Origin of the sequence: Puniceicoccus vermicola, assembly GCF_014230055.1 — a bacterium.
Lineage (GTDB): Bacteria > Verrucomicrobiota > Verrucomicrobiia > Opitutales > Puniceicoccaceae > Puniceicoccus > Puniceicoccus vermicola.
The window spans coordinates 144,557-165,771 of record NZ_JACHVA010000127.1 but is presented as its reverse complement, the minus strand read 5'-3'; the positions used below and the strand labels follow the sequence as shown (position 1 = coordinate 165,771).

Annotated in this window: 19 protein-coding genes; 6 read left to right on the top strand and 13 right to left on the bottom strand. The window is 53.9% G+C overall.

The window, feature by feature from the left end:
• Window positions 1–3: 3 nt before the first annotated feature.
• Together ndk and H5P30_RS17575 are read right to left on the bottom strand one after the other, a co-directional pair.
• On the bottom strand, window positions 4–423 hold the full coding sequence (ndk, locus tag H5P30_RS17580) for a nucleoside-diphosphate kinase (RefSeq protein WP_185694221.1): 420 nt from the start codon (window positions 421–423) through the stop codon (window positions 4–6).
• Window positions 424–499: 76 nt separating this feature from the next.
• The gene (locus tag H5P30_RS17575; RefSeq protein ID WP_185694220.1) at window positions 500–3,292 is read right to left on the bottom strand and encodes a M16 family metallopeptidase; all 2,793 of its coding nucleotides are present in this window, start codon (window positions 3,290–3,292) and stop codon (window positions 500–502) included.
• A gap of 205 nt (window positions 3,293–3,497) precedes the next feature.
• Here H5P30_RS17575 and H5P30_RS17570 point away from each other — a divergent pair, with 205 nt between their 5' ends.
• Window positions 3,498–4,403: a transposase gene (locus tag H5P30_RS17570; protein WP_246459919.1), complete on the top strand. Its 906-nt coding sequence runs from the start codon at window positions 3,498–3,500 to the stop codon at window positions 4,401–4,403.
• Between the two features lie 10 nt (window positions 4,404–4,413).
• On the opposite strand, the gene H5P30_RS17565 is transcribed toward H5P30_RS17570, so the two are convergent.
• From H5P30_RS17565 to H5P30_RS17530, 8 genes are all read right to left on the bottom strand, one after another.
• The gene (locus H5P30_RS17565; RefSeq protein ID WP_185694218.1) at window positions 4,414–5,652 is read right to left on the bottom strand and encodes a cytosine deaminase; all 1,239 of its coding nucleotides are present in this window, start codon (window positions 5,650–5,652) and stop codon (window positions 4,414–4,416) included.
• A 59-nt stretch (window positions 5,653–5,711) separates the two neighbouring features.
• Window positions 5,712–6,350, bottom strand: a complete 639-nt coding sequence (locus tag H5P30_RS17560; RefSeq protein ID WP_185694217.1) for a TIGR04282 family arsenosugar biosynthesis glycosyltransferase — start codon at window positions 6,348–6,350, stop codon at window positions 5,712–5,714.
• Window positions 6,347–7,117, bottom strand: coding sequence for a phosphorylase family protein (locus H5P30_RS17555; RefSeq protein ID WP_185694216.1), 771 nt, complete (start codon window positions 7,115–7,117; stop codon window positions 6,347–6,349). The genes H5P30_RS17560 and H5P30_RS17555 overlap by 4 nt, the downstream gene beginning before the upstream one ends.
• Window positions 7,118–7,132: 15 nt before the next feature.
• Window positions 7,133–9,418, bottom strand: coding sequence for an NAD(P)-binding domain-containing protein (locus tag H5P30_RS17550; RefSeq protein ID WP_185694215.1), 2,286 nt, complete (start codon window positions 9,416–9,418; stop codon window positions 7,133–7,135).
• Between the two features lie 37 nt (window positions 9,419–9,455).
• On the bottom strand, window positions 9,456–10,502 hold the full coding sequence (locus tag H5P30_RS17545; RefSeq protein ID WP_185694214.1) for a methyltransferase domain-containing protein: 1,047 nt from the start codon (window positions 10,500–10,502) through the stop codon (window positions 9,456–9,458).
• 38 nt (window positions 10,503–10,540) lie between these two features.
• Entirely contained in the window at window positions 10,541–11,542 is a 1,002-nt protein-coding gene (gene arsS / locus H5P30_RS17540) for an arsenosugar biosynthesis radical SAM (seleno)protein ArsS (protein WP_185694213.1), read from the bottom strand.
• 108 nt (window positions 11,543–11,650) lie between these two features.
• Entirely contained in the window at window positions 11,651–12,391 is a 741-nt protein-coding gene (locus H5P30_RS17535) for a DUF547 domain-containing protein (protein WP_185694212.1), read from the bottom strand.
• Between the two features lie 20 nt (window positions 12,392–12,411).
• On the bottom strand, window positions 12,412–13,020 hold the full coding sequence (locus tag H5P30_RS17530; RefSeq protein ID WP_185694211.1) for a TetR/AcrR family transcriptional regulator: 609 nt from the start codon (window positions 13,018–13,020) through the stop codon (window positions 12,412–12,414).
• Window positions 13,021–13,158: 138 nt separating this feature from the next.
• On the opposite strand from H5P30_RS17530, the gene secG reads away from it, so the two are divergent.
• The 5 genes from secG (at window position 13,159) to H5P30_RS17505 (ending at window position 17,212) form a co-directional block, all read left to right on the top strand.
• Entirely contained in the window at window positions 13,159–13,701 is a 543-nt protein-coding gene (gene secG, locus H5P30_RS17525) for a preprotein translocase subunit SecG (protein WP_185694210.1), read from the top strand.
• 74 nt (window positions 13,702–13,775) lie between these two features.
• The gene (locus H5P30_RS17520; protein WP_185694209.1) at window positions 13,776–14,615 is read left to right on the top strand and encodes an outer membrane lipoprotein-sorting protein; all 840 of its coding nucleotides are present in this window, start codon (window positions 13,776–13,778) and stop codon (window positions 14,613–14,615) included.
• 64 nt (window positions 14,616–14,679) lie between these two features.
• Window positions 14,680–15,396, top strand: coding sequence for a CopG family transcriptional regulator (locus tag H5P30_RS22770; RefSeq protein WP_185694208.1), 717 nt, complete (start codon window positions 14,680–14,682; stop codon window positions 15,394–15,396).
• Window positions 15,397–15,555: 159 nt separating this feature from the next.
• Window positions 15,556–16,755, top strand: a complete 1,200-nt coding sequence (locus H5P30_RS17510; RefSeq protein ID WP_185694207.1) for a pyridoxal phosphate-dependent aminotransferase — start codon at window positions 15,556–15,558, stop codon at window positions 16,753–16,755.
• Window positions 16,756–16,783: 28 nt separating this feature from the next.
• The gene (locus H5P30_RS17505) at window positions 16,784–17,212 is read left to right on the top strand and encodes a diacylglycerol kinase (RefSeq protein ID WP_185694206.1); all 429 of its coding nucleotides are present in this window, start codon (window positions 16,784–16,786) and stop codon (window positions 17,210–17,212) included.
• A 185-nt stretch (window positions 17,213–17,397) separates the two neighbouring features.
• Here the strand turns inward: H5P30_RS17505 and H5P30_RS17500 are convergent, their stop codons facing one another.
• Genes H5P30_RS17500 through H5P30_RS17490 form a run of 3 tightly spaced genes read right to left on the bottom strand, consistent with a single transcriptional unit; the run spans window position 17,398 to window position 21,156 of the window.
• Complete coding sequence (locus H5P30_RS17500; RefSeq protein ID WP_185694205.1) at window positions 17,398–18,465, bottom strand: aldose epimerase family protein; 1,068 nt, start codon at window positions 18,463–18,465, stop codon at window positions 17,398–17,400.
• Between the two features lie 34 nt (window positions 18,466–18,499).
• Complete coding sequence (cydB, locus tag H5P30_RS17495) at window positions 18,500–19,525, bottom strand: cytochrome d ubiquinol oxidase subunit II (protein WP_185694204.1); 1,026 nt, start codon at window positions 19,523–19,525, stop codon at window positions 18,500–18,502.
• Window positions 19,525–21,156 (bottom strand): cytochrome ubiquinol oxidase subunit I, encoded by a 1,632-nt coding sequence (locus H5P30_RS17490; RefSeq protein WP_185694203.1) that lies wholly within the window; start codon window positions 21,154–21,156, stop codon window positions 19,525–19,527. Before H5P30_RS17490 ends, cydB begins: the two co-directional genes overlap by 1 nt.
• Window positions 21,157–21,215 lie beyond the last annotated feature (59 nt).

The window sequence follows — 21,215 nt, the reverse complement described above, 5'->3', positions numbered from 1 at the left end:
CGCTCAGTCCGCGCAGAGTTCTTCCGAGCGGAAGAAACGATCGATTTCGATCGAGGCGTTTTCAACACTGTCGGATGCGTGGACCACATTTTTCATTTTGTCCGTACCCAAGTCGCCGCGAATGGTTCCCGCAGGAGCCTCAGCGGAATCAGTGGGTCCGAGAAGATCGCGGACTTTTTGGACGACTCCTTCACCCTCGAGAACGAGGAAAATCACGGGTCGTGAGCTCATGAAGGACTCAATTTCCGGAAAGAAAGGCTTGTCCGCAACGTGGGCATAGTGCTCGCGCAGGATGGAAGAATCGAGCCGAGCCATCTTCGCGGCCACGATTGTGAAGCCAGCATTCTCGAATCGCGAGATTACTTCGCCGGCATTGTTGGCTGCCATACAATCGGGTTTCAGAATGATAAGGGATTTTTCCATAAGCGGTGTTTTCTAGGGCGGTGAACGTCGTGTTACGAGTAGAAAGTTTACCTTCTCGACTTGCTCCGCAGCCGTTCTATTGACTCTCGACGGGAATCGGGGAGGCGATTTCCACCCATGCGGCTTTCTCGGGGACGAGATAGGTCTCGGCGGTTTTTTGCAGATCCTCGACGGTGATCGCTTGGTACCCTTCCAGAAGTGTCCGCGACCACTCGATCTGCTCGGGCTCAACTTGCGAGCCATTCAGGACTCGGAGCCAGTATCGGTTGTTGCGCCGCATGTCCTCAAGCTGTTTGAGGTTCGGGGCCAGGGCGCGTAGTCGCTCGTCCTCGGTGATGGGCTCTGTGCCTAGCGACTCGACGACCTCCATGATTTGCTGGGCGACAGGAGATACCTTTTCGGGCGAAAGAATTGCGATGCCGAAAAAGATGCCGAAATCGTAGGTGTCACTAGGTCGGTTCGAGGCCGTGTAGGAATACGCTTGGCCGGATTCTTCGCGGATCTTGAGGCGGAGACGGTCGTCAAGAACAGAAGAGAGCAGGGAGAGCCGACGGCTTTCTTCCACCGGGGCCAATCCGGCGGAGGGGAACGCTACCATCGCTGAGCCCTGTGGGATATCGGATTTGACTGCAAATTCACGTTGCTCGCCTTCAGGGAATACGGGCCCATCCTCTCCGACGGTGTATTGTGGAGAGCTGGGACGTTTGCCGGGAAGGGTGCCAAAGACTCGGTCCAATGAGGCGACCAATGAGTCTTCTTCAAAATCGCCGACGACCGAGACCTCCAAGTAGCCATTCTGGAACTGGGGAACGAGCCATTCCCGGAGTTCTTCGAAATTCCGTTCTTTCAGCTCATCCTTGCTCGGGAAGTTTTGCAGGCCGTAGTTCCCATAGAGGAAAGGCCAAGCCTCGCTTTGGAGAATGCCCTGCCAAGTGGATTCGATCTCGCGGTATTGGGAGTCGATCGAACGGCGGAACAGGCTGAGACCTTCGGAGCGAAAACCAGGATCGAGGAGGAAAGCGCGGAGGATGTCGAGTTGGAGGTCCAGATCTTCGGGACGTGTTTGTCCTTGGAGTTGGAAAGAATCTTCTGAGACGGAAAACCGGGTGCTGACTGTGCGGCCGGCAGTTACGGTTTGAAGATCGTCAAAGGAGATTTCGGCCAGTCCACCTTGGAGGAACGCACCCTCGGCCAGACGGGCAATCCCCGGTTGATCATCCGGTAGAGAAAGACCTCCTCCTCCGATTCGAATGGTGATGAGGATGGACTCTTCTTCAAATGGAGTCTTTTTCCAATTGGCTCGAACGCCGTTGGCGTACTGGGCTTGAGCCAGCTCAGGATCCTCGTGACGAGTGACCTCCGTAGGCTCGGACGCACCGGTGGCAGCATAGGGGAAAGTGAGGTCGGAGAGCATCTCGGTAGCCGCAACTTCAGTGGAGGAGGAAGTTTCGTAAACCGCAATGAGGTCTTCGGCCTCGACTCCTTCGGGAACCGGTCCCGTCAGGAAAAGACGACGGCCATTATCCGACCAGATACCTTGAAGCAGCTGCTGCAAGGTAGCCGGGGTGGACAAAGACGCTGCTTCTTCCGCAATACTCAATTCCTGCTCGGGTGAGAGCGGCACCCGCGCTGAATTAACGAGAAAGGCGTATTCGTCAGCCCAAGAAGAGGATTTGCGGGTTTCCTGTCCGTCAACCTTTTCTCGGGCAGCCCTGAGAAGATTCGCTTCCGCCTCTAAAATCTCCGCTTCGGCGAAGCCATGCTCAAGGGCTTTGCGTAATTCTTGCTCGACGATACCGACGCCATCGGCCCATTCGTCGGGACGGACCGTGGCCGAAATTCCCGAAAGTTCCACAAATTCGTAGAGTGGATAGCTGTAGGCATAGCTAGAGAGGATAGGGGAGTCCTCGTCACGGGCCAGCCTCTCCATGCGTCGCGAAAGTATCGCATTGAGAATCTGTAGTTGTCCCTCCCGGATACGACGAGCTTCGGTGTCAGGAAGATCGTCGATCGCTTGACCCGTAGAAACCTCAAAGCGCACTGCCTTTCCTTCGGGTTCGCGATGCACGAGAGCTTCAATCCCTTCAAAGGAAACCTCACCTAGAATAGGATCCTCTGGAGCAGGGCCCTTATCATCACCGAAGGATGAAAACGCTTCGCGGATTGCCGACTCCCATGCGTCCGGATCGATATCGCCGGTGGCGACCAAGAAGGTTCGTTCGGGATGGTACCAACTTTCGTAGAAGCTGACAAACTGCTCGCGGGGGACATTGGTAATCACCTCTTCGAGTCCGATCGGCATACGGTTGGCGAACTTGGTCCCAGGAAGAAGAAATCCGATTTCAGTCTGAAACGTCCGAAAATCGACGGTATCCCGGCTGTTTTTCTCCGAAAGAATAATACCGCGTTCTTTTTCAATCTCTTCCGATGCAAGCAGGACCCCATCGGCATAGTCGCGAAGAAGCCGAAGACTCTCCGTCCGAAGGTCCGGATCCCCGTTGGGGAGTTCTAGTTTGTACTGGGTGCGATCAAACCCTGTGCTGGCATTGGTGTCGGCCCCAAAAGCCATTCCCAATCGCTGAAAATACTCGACCATTTCGCCTGAGGCAAAATTCCGAGTCCCGTTGAAAGCCATATGCTCCAGAAAGTGGGCTAGGCCCCGCTGCTCCTCAGTTTCCATGAGGGAACCGGCCTGCACCACAAGTCGAAGGCTCACCCGCTCTGGAGGCTCGGAAGAGGTCCGGATCAAATAGCCCATACCGTTCGGCAGACTGCCAAAACGGATTTCGGGATCAGGACTAAGATCCGAGGTTTCCTGAGGCCAAGGAAATGAGTCTTCAGCGGAGAGTTTTGCGTGGGTGAGGAACATGAAAGTGATAATAGCGAAAATGCGGAATAGATACATTACCTCCCATCAAAAGGTTTTTTTTCAGGTGAGGTCAACTGGTTCAGTTTGTTTGGATTTTAATATAACTGTTTTATTTAGTTTGACTAACCTATCTGCAGGGTAGAGAGTGGCCATCATGGGCAGGCGCAGACTTCATGTATTGGACCAATTGTCTTATCATCATCTGATGAGTCGGACGGTGAATGGGGAGGCTCTCTTTGGAGATCGGGAGAGGGAGGTTTTGCGGAAGATGATCTGGCAGGTTGCTGAGTTCTCTGGGGTGCGGGTGGTTACTTATGCGGTGATGAAGAACCACTTCCATATTTTGGTGGAGGTGCCACCGGCAGGGACTGAGGTTTCGGATGAGGAGTTGGTTCGTCGTTATCGGAAGTTGTATCCTAAGCCTACTCCTTGGAATCCGATGCCCGCGGAGGTTTTGGAGGGGCATTTGAAGGATAACTTCCTTGATGGGAGGGAATTGAGGAAGGAGCTTACTCGTCGGATGCATGATGTTTCAGAGTTTATGCGGACTTTGAAGCTTCGGTTTACGCTTTGGTTTAACCGGTCACGGGATCGGTTTGGTCCGCTTTGGTCGGCTCGCTTTAAGAGTGTTTTGGTCGAAGGGGATCGGTGGGCTTTGCGGACTGTGGCGGCCTATATTGACCTGAACGCGGTTCGTGCTGGGTTGGTTTCGGATCCTAAGGATTATCGGTTTTGCGGGTATGCGGAGGCTCTTGGGGGCGGGCGGTTGGCCCGGGCTGGGCTCTCTGTGGTGGATAAGGATCTGGCTGGGTATCGGCAGACTTTGTATGGGGCTGGCGATGGAGAGAAAGAAGGGAAAGAGTCTATCTCTCACGAAGAAGCGGTGCGAGTTTTGCAGGAGGAGAAGGGGAAGTTGCCCCTTTCGGTGGTTTTGCGGTGCCGGGTGCGGTATTTTTCGGACGGGATGGTGCTGGGATCAGAGGATTTTGTGCGGAAGTTCCTGGAAGATGAACCGGATGGGAAGCGGGCTCGAAGGCCTCATTCTCTACGAGGGAGCGACTGGAAAGGGCTCTCTGTGGGAACTGGGCTTCGGAAGGGCCTTTTCGGATAATCTAAAAAGATTATTGGGATCTGATTTCGATCTCTTCCCCTGTCCTAATGATCGTTGTGGGACGGGGGCGCTTTCTCAATAGTTCGATGAAACTGGACTCCTGGAAAATCAGAAGGTGGGCGGGTTCGTTCTCTTTGAGAGAATATCCTTTCAGGCCCATGGCAGTAGCTCCGTTGGATGAGATCATGGGGAGGAGGCGGTTCATTTGGTCAATCCCGGTCATCTGGCTGCCGTGAACGGTCATGTGGGCTACGTCTAGGAGGTTGCCTGTGCCGAGAGGATACCATGGGTCGCGGACGCAGTCTTGGCCTAGGGCTACGGGAATTCCGGTGCTGTCGAGTTCAGGAATACGGGTGATTCCCCGCCGTTTGGGATAATGGTCGAATCTTCCTTGCAGCGTGAGGTTGATCAGAGGATTGGGGATGATGGTGATGCCCGCTTCGCCGAGGAGAGGAAGAAGTTTTGCAAACCAAGCGTCATCGGCAGAATGGAGAGAGGTGGTGTGTGACGCTGCCGTTCGTCCGGTGAGACCGTATTGGATGGTCTTGGCTGCAAGAGTTTCGACGTGGTGAGAGGCTCCGTCGTCAGTTTCATCGCAGTGAAGGTCGACGCGGATTCCTCGGTCGGCTGCGATTTGGCAGATTCGGTCTACGGATCGGCTTCCTTCGTCGTAGGTTCTTTCAAAATGAGGAATACCTCCGATTACATCAATGCCGGTGTCGAGGGCTTTTAATAGGAGAGCCTCACCTTGAGGATTGCGGTAGAATCCGTCTTGGGGAAAGGCAACCAGTTGGATGTCGATTTTTCCGGCGAATTCGTCCCGTAGTTGGATCAGAGCCTCGACTCCCGCTAGACTCTCGTAGGACACATCAACATGGCTGCGGATTGCCTGTAGCCCCAGCGCCTGAACTTCTTGGCAATAGGTGCGGGCTCGTTCGAGAATCTGATCCGGGCGAAGGTTGGTTTTGTATTTTTTCCAGAGTGCGATCCCTTCGAGGAGGGTGCCGCTGACATTCTCTCCGGTTTCGTCAATGCTATGGACTGAGTCGAGGTGGAAGTGGGGATCGACGAATGGCGGGGTGACGAGGCCACCTTTTGCGTCGATCCAACCCTCGCTGGGGCTGCTCGAAGATTCCGGCGAAATCGATGTGAGCAGCCCATCGGAAAAAGATAGTCGAAATCGGCCCTCGCGTTGAGGAAGGCGCGCATTGAAAACTCCGGCGAGAGACGAATTGGATTCAGCAGCCATGGCCCCTAGCTTGATTCGGTTGCACCGATTGGCAAGATCGGGGATCGAATTGGGGAGAGCTATTTTGCGAGGGCAAAGAGGTGCTTTGCCTTTTCCCAATCATCCAGATCGTCGACGTCTACTTTGGTCTCGAGCAAGGTGAAGGATCGCCCAAATCTTTTGGCATGGAGGAGTGAGGCGGTCAGGGTTTTGGAAGAGCTCCAGGGAATGGATTCAAATACCTCGTCACATGGTTTGGACAGACCCATCAGGTAGTAGCCTCCGTCGAAGGTGGGGCCGAAGACTAGATCGTTGCCTTGGTGCAACTTCTCTTCCGATTCCCGCAGTTCCTTCTCTCCGAGGTCGGGGCAGTCGCCCCCGATGCAAATGACTTTCTCCGCACCGTCGGCAAAAGCGCTTTTCACGGCATTGTGCATTCGCTCCCCCAAATCTCTTCCGGTTTGGGGGATGTAACTGAACTCGCTGCCCAGCCATTCACTCATCATTGATTCGGCATCGGGTGGGGCGAAATGGATTTCGACGGGCCAATCGGGCGGGAGGGCCGCAATCTGTCGTTCGACGTGCATGCGGTAGATCCTGGTTGCTTCTTCATTCCCGATTTCCCGCGCGAGTCGGGTTTTAACCGAACCGGAAATCGGCGCCTTCAGAAAGGCGAGAATCCTCGGGGAAGGCTTGTCTGTTTGGGTTGAACGACTCAATCGAAGCGGTAAACGAAGTTCTCGAATTTGTATTTTTCTCCCGATGACGCGATGGCGTAGATGAGCCCGACAAAAGCGGTTTTTGCACGCCCCATATTGACTTGGAGAACCTGAATCGGAGTCGGCTTCTCTTTCACTCCGTTGGCGAAATCGACTCCGAAACCGGCGAGTGCGAAGGGAATCTCAAGCTCGTTGGCCATGATGGCCTCGGGACCACATGTCTGGGAAATGAAGTCTGCCCCGGCTGCCTGAATCCCCCGGATCTCGGCTCGAGAGTTGAATCGAGGTCCGTTGCCATGAGCATAGCAACCGGAGAAACACTTGCCTCCTTGGCACTCGAAGTAGTCACGGATCGATTGGGAAAGAGCCGTATGAAAGAAAGATCCAGCGAGGAGGTGTCCACGGCCGGATTCTCCCGGTTCCGTAAAGACGGTGCAGGCCGAACCATCCCCGAGTCGATTGTCCGGGAACCAAAGATCGTTGGCGACGATGGGGGAGCCGAGCTCCCATGTGCCGTTGGTCACCCCACAGACAGTGCAGGAGACGATGGCAGTGGCGCCGGCCTCCTTGAGAGCGGTAAGATTGGCACGATGTGTGATCTGGTGCGGGAGGTTTCGATGACCTGATCCGTGTCGGGGGAGTATGAGAACGGGATTTCCTTGGACATCACCACGGAGGAGACGAACGGTGCCGAAGCGGGTGTCGTGTTCTTCGGGAGCGAAGCCCTCTAACTCGTAAAAACCGGAACCGGTGATAAAAGCGATCATAGGAAAAGGAAGGTTCTAAGATTTATCGTTTTCGTTCTTTTGAACGGGACTCGCATTGAGGAGATCGTAAACGGGGCGCATCTCTTTATCGTAACGACCAAACGAGAGAACTCCCGTGGGACAGGATTGGACGCAGGCCGAGCAGCGGACGCATTCAGGATCTTCCATGGGGAGACCTTTATTGGCAAAATTCATAATGTCGATCCCTTGATGGCAGACAGAGGTGCACACATTGCACGAAATGCACTTTTTTTTCTCGGCGAAAATTCGGAACCGCGAAAAACGGGCGTATATGTGCATCAGGGCGGCGAGAGGGCAGGCGAAGCGACACCACATACGGCCACTGAACCAAAAATAGAGCCCGTAGCCCAGCACCCCGGCCAGAAAGAGATCAACAAACCACCCGTAGTTGAGGAGGGGAAGCTTGGAGGCCCCTTCGGTGAAAATCCAGGAAGCCAGAGAGTCGGGGCCAGCGATCCAGCCTACAATCCGAACGATCATGAGAAGGATTGCGAATGCGAGAATTCCCTGCCCGAGAAGATTGAGACGGTTCCACTTCGGCCCGTGAGGCATTTTGTGTCGGTGCCGATCGCCGAGGGTTTCGGCCAAAGCTCCGCAGGAGCAAATCCATCCGCAATAAGCACCTTTGCCCCAGCGACGGATTATCAGCGGGAGGATGACGAAAGTCTGAATGGATCCCACGATGAGCCAGCCCCAGAGAGGTTGAGCGGTGAACCAGTTCCAAGCCATCAAAGGCCAGGCTAGAATGAATCCGTAGGCCCGCCAGTATTCCCGTCCATTGGGGTCATAGTTGACAGACGGGAAAAAGGTATCGGCAAACCATTTTCCCAAGCCGGAATCGTAGGCTCCATTGTGTCCGAGCCAAGGCAGGATGATTTCAGGGAGAATGAAAAGAGGGAGGACCTGAACCGCCATCAGGGTATAGGTTTGGACGGTGATGTAAGGGGTCTTGCGATAGCGGATACGCCGAATCCCGAAGATCACGACGACTGCAGAATAGGCGAGGGTGTAGTAAAACGATGGTGTGGAAGCCGAGCGGGAGACTGTGCCCAGAAGAGTGGCAGGATCCCGAAACCAAGACCCGATAGTGCCGCTCAGGTTTTGAAGCCAATTGGAGAGTGCTCCGGGATTTGGTGAGAGCCAGTTCGGGAGGTATCCGTAGAACGGGACCGGCTTGCCTCCTTTCCAGTGATAGAGCCAAAAGCAGAAAAGGACGAAGGCTCCCATGCCCAACCAAAAGGACAGGCTTCGATCCCCCAGTACCTTCAGTTTTGATCGTCTAAAAAACTCGAGAGGCGGCTCCCGACCGATGAGGGCGAAGACCACATCATTCTCGATTGTCTCCTCCTGATCGGACTGACGCGACCGAAGGACGACGGCATCGTCATGGATCGCGGTGGGCTCCGTCTCCAGTTTCAGGGCGAGCTTCTCGTCGGAGCTCGAGGAAAGGGATTTGATCTTTTCGACGTTTTCCGGTTTGGGGCGCGTGAGTTCCGCTTTGCGATAGCTGAGCGTGACCTCCACTCCCGCCTCTACGAGGGCGATTGCGGCTTCGGCGGCGCTGTCCCCGCCGCCGACGATGAGCACCTTTTGGCCGGTGAATTCCTTTGGGTCGTGGAGTCGGTTGAAGACCTTGTCTTTTTCCTCTCCAGGGATCTCTAGTTTACGATGATTCCCGCTGCGGCCAATCGCCACCACAACCGCGCGGGCGACAACGGGCTCACCTTCGTCTTTATTGAGGAAGAGATGATCACCCTGACGGGTAATCGATTCGATTTTGGCAGAGACTGGCTCGATCTGCGCGTCTTGCTGTTGCGCTTCCAGCTCTTCGACGAGGTCTTCCTTTACCTCAGAGCGAAAGTGCATTCCTCCGGTTGGCTCCATGTCCGTGGGGTAAGTGAAGATCGGCTTGCCCTTGGGGAAATTACGAATGGTCGAAAACGATTCCTTCGACTCAAATACCGCGAAATGGAGCTTTTTTTGACGGGCCTCCCGGGCGGCGGCGATGCCGGAAACGCCGCCGCCGATGATTGCCACGTCGAGTATTTTGTCCTCGGGATCACGGGACGGTTCAAACCGCGATTCTTCGAGAAAGGCACGCACCGCTTTCGCGCCGGTATCGGCACTGAACTTGAGGAGAGGGATTCCGGTGAGGTCGCCAACAACCCGAATGCCCTCCACGTTGGTTTCACCGTCCTCTCCGGCCAGGGGGAGTTTTTCGACCTTCCCGGCGGGCCACTGTAGGTGGAGCCAATTTGCGTAGCGTTTCAGGAAGTTCATGAGAAAATCGGTGCGGTATCGGATTACGGGCTGGATCCTAGCAACAACTTCCGGGTTCGGTCCCTTGATCGCCGGGGCCACAGGGGAAGAGTCCAAAATGTCGGGAACGATCGCCAGTGACGGAAAAATGGCGGGAGAAACGGGTTTCCTCGATCATCGCAGCTGAGTTGCCGCAGACCCGTTCGGGTTTACCCAGTTCGAAGTTGTGACCGGGATCGAGAGGAAAAGTTCGGGGGTGCTGAGGAATCGTCCCGAGATAGGTCACGGATTGGCCATAATCTTCGCAGCGATCTTCCAAATTCGAAAGTTTGAAGCAGCGGACCGTGGCGGAATCGAAGGTAATCCCCTGTGAGATCGCAGCCATCCTCGGATCTTCGAGGTTCAGGGTCGAGCGGGAGATCACCCGATAGTCAGGGCAGCCTGAGAGAGCGAGAAGGCGCCGAAAGTCCTCCCAATACCACGCGCCTCCGAGGCATTCGCCGTGGAAGTCTCGGTCATTCGCCAATTCCGGCGGGAGTCTTCGAGAAGCGAATACGTCGGAGAAGTAGAGTTCACCGCCTGGCTTTAGGACTCGGAAGATCTCTCGGATGACGGAGGCCTTATCCGGGCAAAGGTTGAGAACGCAGTTCGAGATGACCACATCGATGGATTGATCGGCGATGCCCAGTGCGGAGAGGTCTTCTAGTGGGCCGTGGCGGAATTCGACGTTCGCCTGCGCGAAACCAAATCGCTCCATCTGGGAAGGGAGATTTCGTCGGGCGACCTCGAGTTGTTCCTCGGTGAAATCGACACCGATCACTTTTCCCTCGGGGCCGGTGAGTTGCGCAGCGAGGTAGACATCGCGACCGGTACCACATCCGAGATCGAGGACTGTGCAACCTTTGAGTTCGACCGGAATCGGTGAACCACAACCGTAGCTTTTTTCGATGATTTCGGAGTTGAGATGACTGTAGAGTGGCTTCAGCCAAGCAGGCGGCGATGAGTTTTCGCAGCAAGCCGAAGTCTTGAGGTCTTTGCTCGAGCCGAGAACTCGTCCGTAGTAATCCTGTGAATTGGTGTGGTAGTCGAGAGGCTGAATGCTCATGGAAGTGCTGCTGGTTCTTGTTTCAGAGGGAGATCGGCTCAGTCGACCAGTGATCCGCCGCAGGAAGAGCCGGCTCCGGCGGTGCAGCCGTAGCAGTGCTCTCCTGTGGCGATGGCGCGTCCTTCGAGTTGGTCGGGAGTAATGTCCCAAAGGGAGAGTTTACGATCACGATCTCCTGTCATCTGCAGTCCCAGCATTTGATTGAAGTCACAGTCGTAGATCTCGCCCTGCCAGCCCACGCTGATGGTGTCGCGGCACATGAGATGATCAACAGTTGCCGGGTTAAAGGCGTCAATAAGAGTCTTTAGATAGTCTTCATAGAGGCCCTCACGGTGGAGGTATCTTGCGAAGCGAGCGATGGGGAGGTTGGTGATGGTAATCAGACGGTCGAAGGTGATGCCGAAATGTTTGAGGAGCTCTTCCTTGTAGTCTTTTTCCAGTTCCATCTGCGAGGGGGGGAGTTTGGCTCCGTTGGGGTTGTAGACGAGGTCGAGGGTTTTGCGGGGATGGCCGGTTCCGAACCCCCGCTGGTTTAATTCCTGCAGAGCCAAAATGCTGCGGTCGAAGACGCCGTGTCCCCGTTGGGCTTCGACGTTTTCGGGGGAGTAGCAAGGCATTGAGGCGACGATGGACACTTGGTTTTGTTCGAGAAATGATCCGACCCATTCGAATCCGGGCTCGTTGAGAATGACGAGATTGCAACGGTCGATGATGCGAGCGTCGGGGCGGATTTCGCGGATCGTCCGAACGATCCGGCGAAACTCGGGAGCCATCTCGGGCGCTCCGCCGGTGAGATCAACGGTCCCAAGTGGATGCTTTCGGTACCAATCCAAAATCTTCCCGGCCGTCTCGGGAGTGATGATTTCTTTACGCCGCGGTCCGGCACTCACGTGGCAATGAACGCAGGTGAGGTTGCATAGTTTGCCTAGGTTAAGCTGGAGGATGTCGGCTTCCGTGCGCCGAAGATCTTTTTGGTGATCCGCTAAGGTTTCCAAGAATGGCGGAGAGAGTTGGAGAGAAGCGGAAGTCGAAGGGATCATAGAAGGATTAGGCAAAAGGTTGAATGCGCTTATTTTACCCTTGAAGGAAAGCTGACGAACGCAAATGGAGGGGCCAATCTGAGGGTAGGGAGCCGAGGATTGTCTCGCTCAAGAAGCGTCATTGAGATCCCAGTTGTATTCGATCCAACGAATCTCGTTCTCGGTGGGAAGGGGGTCGCTCCGGAAAGAGTTGAGGTAGCTTGCAGGATTGGTCCCGGGAAAATCGGCATCGTACCATTCGAAGATTTTTGAGAACGCGGTTACCGCCTCTCCTTCGAGCACATCGGCTGCCTCGGGACTGTTGGCAAAACGAATCGTCTGTTCTTGAAGTTGGTCCTCTAAACGATCTCCTCGAAAGGATTCCTCCCGCAGAGGCGGGCAGCTGATGCTCGCGCAGTTGATCGCAAAATGGATGCGAGGATCTCCGTATTCGGGGAGGAGGATTTTCTTTTCGAGAGTATCCAGGCTGATGAACTCTCCATTGAGAGAAATCGCCGGTAGTCGAAAAATTGAGAACGGGAGCAATCCCAGATATCGGATCGATTCGAATGGGTAGTGGGTGAGAACTTCCCGGATCACTGCCGCATTGTATAGATTGATGAGGAAGGCGGTGGCCTCTGCATCCTCAAGCTCGCGATAGTCGACGGAGCTAAATCCCGCGAGGATTTCATCGAGTTCTTCAACATCCGCCTCGTTTGCCTTCCATTCGGCATAATCGACTCCACTTTCCGAAACATATCGGGAGAGGAGCTCGTCGTAACGGTCATAGAGCGCCGATTCCGATGCGAAGACCAGCTCAGGAATCGCCGAGTTGAGAGCGAAAATGAGCGCTTTGAGTGGAAATCTCATCGATCGGCCAGATTGGTGAATTATACGGCAAGAAGCTCTCGCTTGCGCCGTTGGTCTTTCTCGCTTTCGGGGGACGGCATGGTGACGAGCCTTTCAGCCAGCGCCGCGGCCGTTCGAATTGGCCACTCAGTTCGAAGATTTTGCGCCTCGGTGGCGGCCCCTGAATAAAGTAGGAATAGATGGTTTCCGACCTCTTCTGCCGATTCCTCGGAAAATTCACATTGGCCGGCGAGATCCACAAAAAACTCTCGAATGAAGATCTTGTGACTCTCCACCTCGGTGTGAATTCGGTCGATCGAGGCATCGACGACAGAAGCGGTGTTGCTGAACGGGCACCCGCGGAATTCCCGGCAGATCATGAAGTCAGAAAGAGCCGCAAAGTAGTTTCGCACCTTTTCTTTCGGAGCGCGGTCTTCTTCCAAAATGTCCTGATGTCTCATTTCGGATTGGCGGTGGGTTTCCTTTAGCCATTCAACGCAGAGATTCTCTTTGCTTTCGAAATTCTGATAAAAGCCCGCTTTGGAGACTCCGGACTTCTCGATGATCTCGTTAATTCCAACGCAGGTATAGCCTCGCTTTTGAAATAGGTGCCCAGCCGTTTCGAGAATTTGCTCACGAATTCGTTTCATAATTTAAAAACAGACAAGTCTGTATGGTTTTTGCAAGTGCATTCTTTTCAGAGCCAAAACTGGGATTGGAAATGGGTTAATTTGAGGGTTGAAAGACGTCCGAGGCGTTATCATTCTTTCCGGTTTTCCAACTTTTCTATGGCTACATTCCTCATCGCTTTGTTTTCGGTCGTCCTCGTTCTGGTCTGCCTATTTGTGACGTTGCTCGTGCTCATGCAGAAGCCGAGCGCCAATTCCGGTATGGGGGCCGCTCTGGGGGGAGGCGCCGCCGAGCAGGCATTCGGAGGTGAGGCCACGAACGTTTTGACGCGCGGTACTATCTACTCGATCATCGCATTCTTCATCCTGTGCTTCGGTCTTTATCTAGGAACTTTGGCTGCGAACACCGATACGGGTCCCGCTTCCGAGGGAGCATCGATTTCGAAGCTGGCGGAAGAGGAGATCGCTGCGGGTGAATCCGGCACTCCTGACGATTCGGAGTTGGTTCCGTCCGCAGCAGCCAATGAAGACAATGCTGCCAGCGAATCGAACAAAGTAGACCCAGAAGCCATTCTTGAAGAGGTCAAGGGTTCGGCCGCCGAGGCTCAGGACCAATCGGAGTCGGCGACTGAAAAGGCTAAGGAAGAATCGCCGATTCAACTCGAAAACCTAGACGGTTCGGAGTCGAACAGCGGTTCTTAATCGAGGTCACAGGGAAGGGGCGGCTTCTGCTTAAGGCCCAGCATTGTATGCGGCGCGCAGGCCGTGGATCTCGGGTGGTCATTTTCCTCCTGTTGGGAGTTCTCGCGCAGATCTCCTTGCAGGGCCAGGTTCGGAGGGAAATGGGGCGGACTACGCGAGAGGTTGACCCCCTGGATCAGTCCGAATCGCAGCAGTTTTTGCAGAATTTCCGCTCTTCGCGGGGAGGTCTGGATTCGATTTTTGAAGGTCGATTGATTCATTACCCCCGTCGCGGGAAGAAAGTGACGATGCCGGTTCGCATCTATTCCGGTTGGTCGGGCCGTGCTTTGAAAATGAGGATCGATCTGGACCCGGAAGGGTTTCAGCCGACTCAGCGGTTTTTATTTGTTGGTGGATCGGACCCGCAAGGGTGGGCTTGGACCTTTGAGGGAGAGGTGATTTCATTGCCCCCTGAGGATCTATTCCAACCCTTGTTTCCCGATCTGGATTTGACGGCATTTGACCTAACTGCACCCTATTTGGATTGGCCCAACGCCCTCTATGACGGATCTGAGCGGGTGGCAGACAGCCCGGCGCATTGGTTCCGATTCGAACCTCCTACTAGCTGGGTTCCAGTCCTGCAGGAGGAAGGCATTGTCGCGGTCAGGGTTGCTTTGGACGCTCGTTTCGACGCCCCGGTCCGCGTAGAGTATCTAGATTCGGAGGACAACCCGGTGCGTTCTCTGGAGGTCAGGAGTTTTAAGAAAATCGACGATACTTGGATTGTTCGACGGCTCGAAGGTTTTGACGAGCGCACCCGTAATCGCACGGAGCTACGAATTGATGACGCTGAAGTTGAATTAGAGTTACAACCTCAGATCTTTCTGCCTTCCTCTTTATCGATTCCAGCGGGGTCAATTTTGTCCGGAAATTGACCTGTTAAATCAGTATTGACTCGCGGGTTACAAAAGGATTAGGTAGGTAAACTAATTCTTTGTTATGGCATCTAACTTCTCATCACCTCTCACGTTTGAAGTGGACGAACAGTCCTTCAAACAACTTGAAACGCTTGTCAGTAAGACTGACGCGAAAAACCTGAGCCAAATTATTCGGATCGCTCTGAAGCTCTACGATTACAGTAAGTTTAAGGCGGATGTTTCCGAGACCAGGCAATTGTCGGTTCGTTTAGATCAGGATCTCAGGGACGAAGTCGCTAGAGTTTCCAAGCAAAACAATGCAAGCTTTGGAGAAGTGTTGCGCGCCGCCCTTGACGCGCTCTCCAAAAAGCCACTTCGAGAAGTGGTTCGGGAAACTAAGAAAACTGAAATGGCGAAGAAAACTGCAAAGAAAACAGCGAAAAAGGCGGCCAAGAAAGTGTCTCGCAAGGCGGCCAAGAAGACCACGGCCAAAAAAGCTGTCCGCAAGGCTTCGAAAAAGGTCGTGAAAAAAGCCGCAAAGAAAGCTACTAAGAAGGTAGCGAAGAAGGCGGCGAAGAAAACGACCAAGAAAGCTGTCAAGAGAGCTGCGAAAAAGACCACCAAGAAGGCTGCCAAAAAGGCCACCAAAAAAGCGGCTAAGAAAGTAGCAAAGAAAGCTTCGAAAAAAGCCGCTAAAAAGGCTACAGCCAAAAAGGTAGCGAAGAAAGCGACCAAGAAGGCTACGAAAAAGACAGCGAAGAAAGCGGCCCGCAAGACCGCCCGTAAGCGCAAGTCTTAAGTCTGATCAGGCTATTTAGGATTTACGGATTCAACGGGGACCGGGTGGAATTTTTTCACCCGGTCCTTCTTGCCTTCGGAGGTCTGGACTGAGAAAATTCTTTTCAGTCGGGCCTCATCTGGCTTGTCTCTCACCACTTCTCATATTCTTTAAAAACGGATGGACGGTTCTCCCAGATTTCTCTCCGCACGAGCGGCTGCAATTCAACCCTCACCGACTTTGGCCGTTGATGCAAAAGCGAAGGCCCTGAAAGCGGAAGGGCGGGACGTTTGCGGCTTCGGAGCCGGAGAACCGGATTTCGATACTCCGGAATTTATCAAGGAGGCCTGCATACAGGCCATCCATGATGGGAAGACCAAGTACGCACCCGCAGCCGGCTTGGCAGACCTACGGGCGGCCCTCGCCGAAAAATATTTTCAGGATAATGGTCTCGCCTCGTGCGATCCCTCTCAGGTGGTCGTCAGTCCGGGCGGGAAGTTTAGTTGCTACTTGGCAATCCAAGCAGTCTGCAACCCAGGGGATGAGGTTTTGATTCCGGCGCCTTTCTGGGTCAGCTATCCTGAAATGGTTCAGTTGGCCGGGGCGGTTCCGAAGATCTTGGAGACCGGTCCGGAAAACGGGTTTCGGCTTGATCCAGAAGCGCTTCGTGGAGCTCTGACTGAGAAGACGAAGCTACTCATCCTGAATAGTCCGTCGAATCCGACCGGGGCAGTTTATCCCCCCGAGCTGATCCGCCAGCTTGTGGAGATTTGCTTAGAGCACGGTATCTTGATCTTGTCGGATGAGATCTACGAATATCTCCTTTACGACAACAGTGAACACCTCTCTCCGGCTTCGATTTCGGAAGAGGCGGCGAAGATGGTCATCACGGTCAGCGGCTTCAGCAAAACCTTCTCGATGACGGGGTGGCGTCTTGGAACTTTGGTCGCGGATGCGCCGATTGCCAAGGCTGTGGCCAGCCTACAGAGTCAGACGACTTCCAATGCGACGACTTTTGCCCAATACGGAGCTTTGGCCGCAATGCGTAATTGGGAGCAGGCGATGCGTGAGGTGAAAGATATGCTTCAGGTCTTTGATCGTCGCCGTCTGAAGCTTTTGGATGGTTTGAATAGCATTCCGGGGGTAAATTGCGTCCGTTCTACCGGAGCATTTTACCTGTTTCCAGATATCCGGGATCTCGGCGTTGCGCCGGTGGAATTTGCTGATCGGCTTCTCGAGAAAAAGCTCGTCGCTGTAGTCGCAGGGGAAGGATTCGGTTCCCAAACCGGAATCCGACTCAGTTATGCGACGTCGGACGATGTTCTCGATAAAGGACTCGCTCGGATAAAAGAGTTTGTTGAAGAAGAATACGCTTCCTAAAATTAATCGGAAAAAGGGAGAGCAGATCATGAGTGTTTCAGGAGAGAGTTCTTCCGCTAAGGAAAAGATTAAACCGTTTCAGGCCGATGGCCTGCGAAGGGTTGGACTGGCTTTTTTCCATTCGCTTGAAGGGATCGGCGCGGCCCTGAAGCATGAGGCGGCGTTCCGTCAGGAATGCGTTGCTGCTTGTGTATTGATTCCCGCGGCTCTACTTTTAGAGATTCCGGTTGTGGAGAAGGTTCTCCTGATCGGAGTGGTGTTTTTGGTTTTGATTACTGAGTTGCTCAATTCGGCGATCGAATGCTGCGTCGATTATATTTCGACCGACCTCCATCCGTTTGCCAAAAGGGCGAAGGATATCGGAAGTGGAGCGGTGTTTCTCAGCCTCTTTTTTGCCGTTGGGTCTTGGGCCCTTATTCTGGGGGCCAATTGGCCCTTAAATCTCATCCCTTTTTAGGCCCGTCGGGAGAGCCTGCCGTAGGCGGCCCAAATCCGACGGCGGATTTCCTGGATATCTCGGGTTCACCGATACGAGATATTTGCGGACATGGTTATCCGCGACAGAGGCCGTAGCTTCCGTTAACTCGGGAAGATTCTCGTTACCAGCAGTGCGGCTGCCAGCGACAACATCAATGGATCAGATTATAAGACCCCAAACCGATAGGTCGTGAAGCTCCGGAACGTTTCTTCCGGCTCCAGACGGGTCGAGGGGAAATACGGTATATTCGGGGAGTCTGGAAGGTGCTGAGTCTCCAGACAGAGAGCCTGATGCTTTACCGGTGTCTTTCCATTTTTGCCCGCTACCTCGGTTTCGCCGAGTGAATTGCCTGTATAAAGCTGGACACAGGGTTCGCTGGTGAGAACCTCCATCGTCCTCCCTGTTGGTTGGTGGACGACTCGACAGTCCCAAGGGCGATCAGAGTGCCTCTTGCCGAACACAAATGAGTGGTCGAAACCTCCGGTTTTTACGAGTTGCGGATGGTTTCCTTTCATTTTCGTGTCGAGGAGAGCGGACTCCTGAAAATCAAAATCCGTTCCCTCGACTGAGAGGATCTCGCCGGTGGGGATATCGGCCTCATCGGTCGGAGCAAAGTAGGGTGCCTTGATGCAAACCTCGTGATCGCGAGCAGACAGGTTTTCCTGACCACCGAGATTGAAGTAAGAATGATTGGTGAGGTTGATGATCGTGGTCCGGTTCGAGTGGGCGGCGTAGTCGATCCGGAGCTCGTTGTTCTCGGTCAGTCGATAGCTGACCACCGTTTCCAATTCACCGGGAAAGCCTTCCTCTTCGTGGGGGCTGGTATAGGAGAGGTGAACGACCGAGTCGCCTCCATCCGTCATTGTATCGGCCGACCAGAGCCTTTTGTCGAATCCCTTCGCGCCACCGTGGAGGCAATGGAGTCCATCTTTATTTTTAGGCAGCTGATATTGGTGCCCATTGAGAACAAATTGCCCGTTGCGGATTCGGTTGGCAAATCGTCCTGTGATGGCTCCGTAGTGGGGGTGATGGTCGAGATAGCCGGCCAGATCCGGTTCGCCGAGAACGACATCAGCGAGGTTGCCGTCGCGGTCGGGGACCAAAATCTGCTGGATGATTCCGCCGTAGTTGATGACGCGGACAATCATGCCGTTGGCATTGGTCAGGGTAAAGCGGGTAACTTCGCGGCCATCGGGAAGTTGGCCGAAAGGTTCAGTTTGGATTTCGTGCATGGATAGGATCTAAAGGAATGAGCAAAGGGAGAAATCAATAGCTCTCTTCGGTAATCTCAACTTTGCCGCGAAAGATGTAATAGACCGAGGCCGTATAGGTCAGGACAATGGGAACTCCGATGAGAGCGACAATTGCCATGAACCTGAGGGTTTGTTCGGTCGAGGAGCCATTGTAGATCGTCAGGGAGTTTTCGAGATTAGGAGTCGAAGACACCATGAAAGGATAGACGCTGCATCCGAATAGGGTCATCAGGGCGAGCATCGTCCCACAGGAGCTCAAGAAAGCGACAAGTTCGCGACCCTTGTAAATCTCCCGGGGAATGTTGAAGGCCAAAAGAAGTGCCAATGTGAAGAGCAGGAGAAGGATCATGGGCCGTTGATCGAATGCTCTTTGGACGTGAGGACAGGTAAATGGAGTGATGAGTCCAACGACTAGGAAGAGAATCATGAAAATGGGAATCGTGATCTTTACCCATCTGCGAAGCTTTTCCTGAAGTTCTCCTTCGGTTTTCAGGATGAGGTAGATGTTTCCATGCATCGTGAACAGGGCCACGGTCGTGATCCCGAGCAGGAGGGCATAAGGATGGAGAAGGGTGAGGATATTTCCGGTGAACTCGTGATTCTCGTCGAGAGGAATTCCCCAGACCACATTCCCCATGGCCGCGCCGATCAATAGAGAGGAGAGCAGGCTCCCGCTCGCGAAGCCGATATCCCAGCCGCGACGCCAAATGCGGCCCGGGTGTTTACTGCGAAACTCGATTGCGACAGCTCGAAAGATCAGCGCGAAAAGAAGCAGCATGAAGGCGTCGTAGAAGCCGGAGAAGACGGTGGCGTAGACCTCGGGGAAAGCCGCAAATAATGCACCTCCGCCAGTGACGAGCCATACCTCGTTCCCATCCCAGACGGGTCCGATCGAGTTTATGAGGATTCTCCGCTCTTCATCCTTTTTGGTAAAAAGGTGAAGAGCCCCGACGCCGAGGTCGAAACCGTCGAGCATTGCGTAGCCAGTGAACAGGACTCCAACGAGGATGAACCAGAAGGTGGGTAGGTCGAATTCCATTACTCTGATTTGTCGTGTCTCATTTTTTCCAGAACGGCGACCGATCGCCATTTTTCCGGAAGTTGATTTCCCGAGTGGTCGTCGCTGGGACCGTGCTTGATCTTACTGTTCAAGGTGTAGGCAAAGACCATGAAGAGGAGAATATAGATCAAAGTGAACATAATCAGGGAGAAAAGCACCTGCTCGGCCTTTACGGCTTTCGAGAGTGCCTCACTGGTCTGAAGGATTTCGTATACGATCCATGGTTGTCTTCCCATTTCCGCGGTGAACCAACCCGCCTGACTGGCTAGTTGCGGGAGGAATACCGAGAAAACGCAAACGATGAGGAAGAGCCGGGTGAACTTCTTGTCGGTTGCCCAGAGACGTCCGGTTTTCCAGAGGAAAAGACCAAGCCAGGCGATGACAAATAGAGCCACGCCACAGAAGATCATAATGTGGTAGGTTTGGAAAACGACCGGCACGTTGGGCCAGTATTCCGGTCGGATCTTTTCTATCTCTTCAGGAGTGGCATCGGGATGGCGAGATTTGATGAACTCGTCACTCGGCAAATCGTTGAGGCCTTTGATCTCCACCCCGGCAGCTTTGGAAGGGTGGAGGAAGTCGCCGGAAACCAGGATGCTGAGGAGGGCTGGAATCTTGACTGAATTTTCGTTGATTCCGGTGACATTGCCTTCTGCATCTCGTTCCCAAGATACGGTTCCGATGACTGCGATAGGTGCTTCAGTGGTCGAGTCTGCCAAGCCTTCGATTGCAGCCAATTTCACGGGTTGGTTCTCCGCGACTCCACGAGCCGTGGAATCTGCGCTCCAGAACTGCAGAACGGTGGTGATTGCCGCCACGACGAGACCAATCCGCATGCTGGCCTTGGCGAATGCGATGTGGCGCTTTTTTAGTAGATAGTAGGCGCTAATGCTGATGACCAAAAAGGTGCCCGCCAACCAGCAAGCGAGGATGGTGTGAATGAGTCGATCCATCGAAGATGGACTGAAGACCATATCCCAGAAATCGGTGATCACGGCCCGGATGCTGTCCAAGTCCGATTGTTGGAGAATGTAGTCTTTGGGAAGAGGAATCTCTTTGATCGAGAATGTTCCTGCAGGAAGGTCTGCGGAGAGTGGGTATTGGGTGCCGTCCGCAGCGATCTTTACCTTCTTGGCGAGGTGGAAACCTGCTGGCGTCTGCATCCAGGAATTGGCCACAAGAATCCATATCGCACTGAAGTGGGCTCCGAGAGCGACCATGCAGGTTGCAAAGAAATGGAGTTTGGGGCCAACTTTGTCCCATCCGAATAGCAGGATCGCAAGGAACCCGGATTCGAGGAAGAAGGCATAGATCCCCTCAATCGCGAGGGGAGAGCCAAACACGTCTCCCACGAATCGAGAGTAAGTGGCCCAGTTCGTGCCGAACTGGAACTCCATTACGATCCCAGTCGCAACTCCAATTGCGAAGATGAGCCCGAAGACCTTGGTCCAAAACCGTCCCATGTTGTGATAGATCGGGTTCCGGGTCTTGAGCCAGAATGCCGACATGATCACGAGGTTGAGTCCGACTCCGATCGTGAGCGGAGGGAAGAGGTAGTGAAATCCAATCGTAAAGGCGAATTGGATGCGGGAAAGAATTTCTATATCCACGACCGATCGAGTATTGGGTCTGCGCTCAGAATTTAGGCTTTAGTTCTCAATCTTGGGGA

Coding starts and splice junctions, on each gene's coding strand:
- arsS (WP_185694213.1), bottom strand. CDS start 11,542: ATGATCCCTTCGACTTCCGCTTCTCTCCAACTCTCTCCGCCATTCTTG.
- H5P30_RS17545 (WP_185694214.1), bottom strand. CDS start 10,502: ATGAGCATTCAGCCTCTCGACTACCACACCAATTCACAGGATTACTAC.
- H5P30_RS17570 (WP_246459919.1), top strand. CDS start 3,498: ATGAGTCGGACGGTGAATGGGGAGGCTCTCTTTGGAGATCGGGAGAGG.
- H5P30_RS17505 (WP_185694206.1), top strand. CDS start 16,784: ATGAGTGTTTCAGGAGAGAGTTCTTCCGCTAAGGAAAAGATTAAACCG.
- H5P30_RS17510 (WP_185694207.1), top strand. CDS start 15,556: ATGGACGGTTCTCCCAGATTTCTCTCCGCACGAGCGGCTGCAATTCAA.
- H5P30_RS17575 (WP_185694220.1), bottom strand. CDS start 3,292: ATGTTCCTCACCCACGCAAAACTCTCCGCTGAAGACTCATTTCCTTGG.
- H5P30_RS17530 (WP_185694211.1), bottom strand. CDS start 13,020: ATGAAACGAATTCGTGAGCAAATTCTCGAAACGGCTGGGCACCTATTT.
- H5P30_RS17550 (WP_185694215.1), bottom strand. CDS start 9,418: ATGAACTTCCTGAAACGCTACGCAAATTGGCTCCACCTACAGTGGCCC.
- H5P30_RS17565 (WP_185694218.1), bottom strand. CDS start 5,652: ATGGCTGCTGAATCCAATTCGTCTCTCGCCGGAGTTTTCAATGCGCGC.
- H5P30_RS17555 (WP_185694216.1), bottom strand. CDS start 7,117: ATGATCGCTTTTATCACCGGTTCCGGTTTTTACGAGTTAGAGGGCTTC.
- secG (WP_185694210.1), top strand. CDS start 13,159: ATGGCTACATTCCTCATCGCTTTGTTTTCGGTCGTCCTCGTTCTGGTC.
- H5P30_RS22770 (WP_185694208.1), top strand. CDS start 14,680: ATGGCATCTAACTTCTCATCACCTCTCACGTTTGAAGTGGACGAACAG.
- cydB (WP_185694204.1), bottom strand. CDS start 19,525: ATGGAATTCGACCTACCCACCTTCTGGTTCATCCTCGTTGGAGTCCTG.
- H5P30_RS17535 (WP_185694212.1), bottom strand. CDS start 12,391: ATGAGATTTCCACTCAAAGCGCTCATTTTCGCTCTCAACTCGGCGATT.
- ndk (WP_185694221.1), bottom strand. CDS start 423: ATGGAAAAATCCCTTATCATTCTGAAACCCGATTGTATGGCAGCCAAC.
- H5P30_RS17500 (WP_185694205.1), bottom strand. CDS start 18,465: ATGCACGAAATCCAAACTGAACCTTTCGGCCAACTTCCCGATGGCCGC.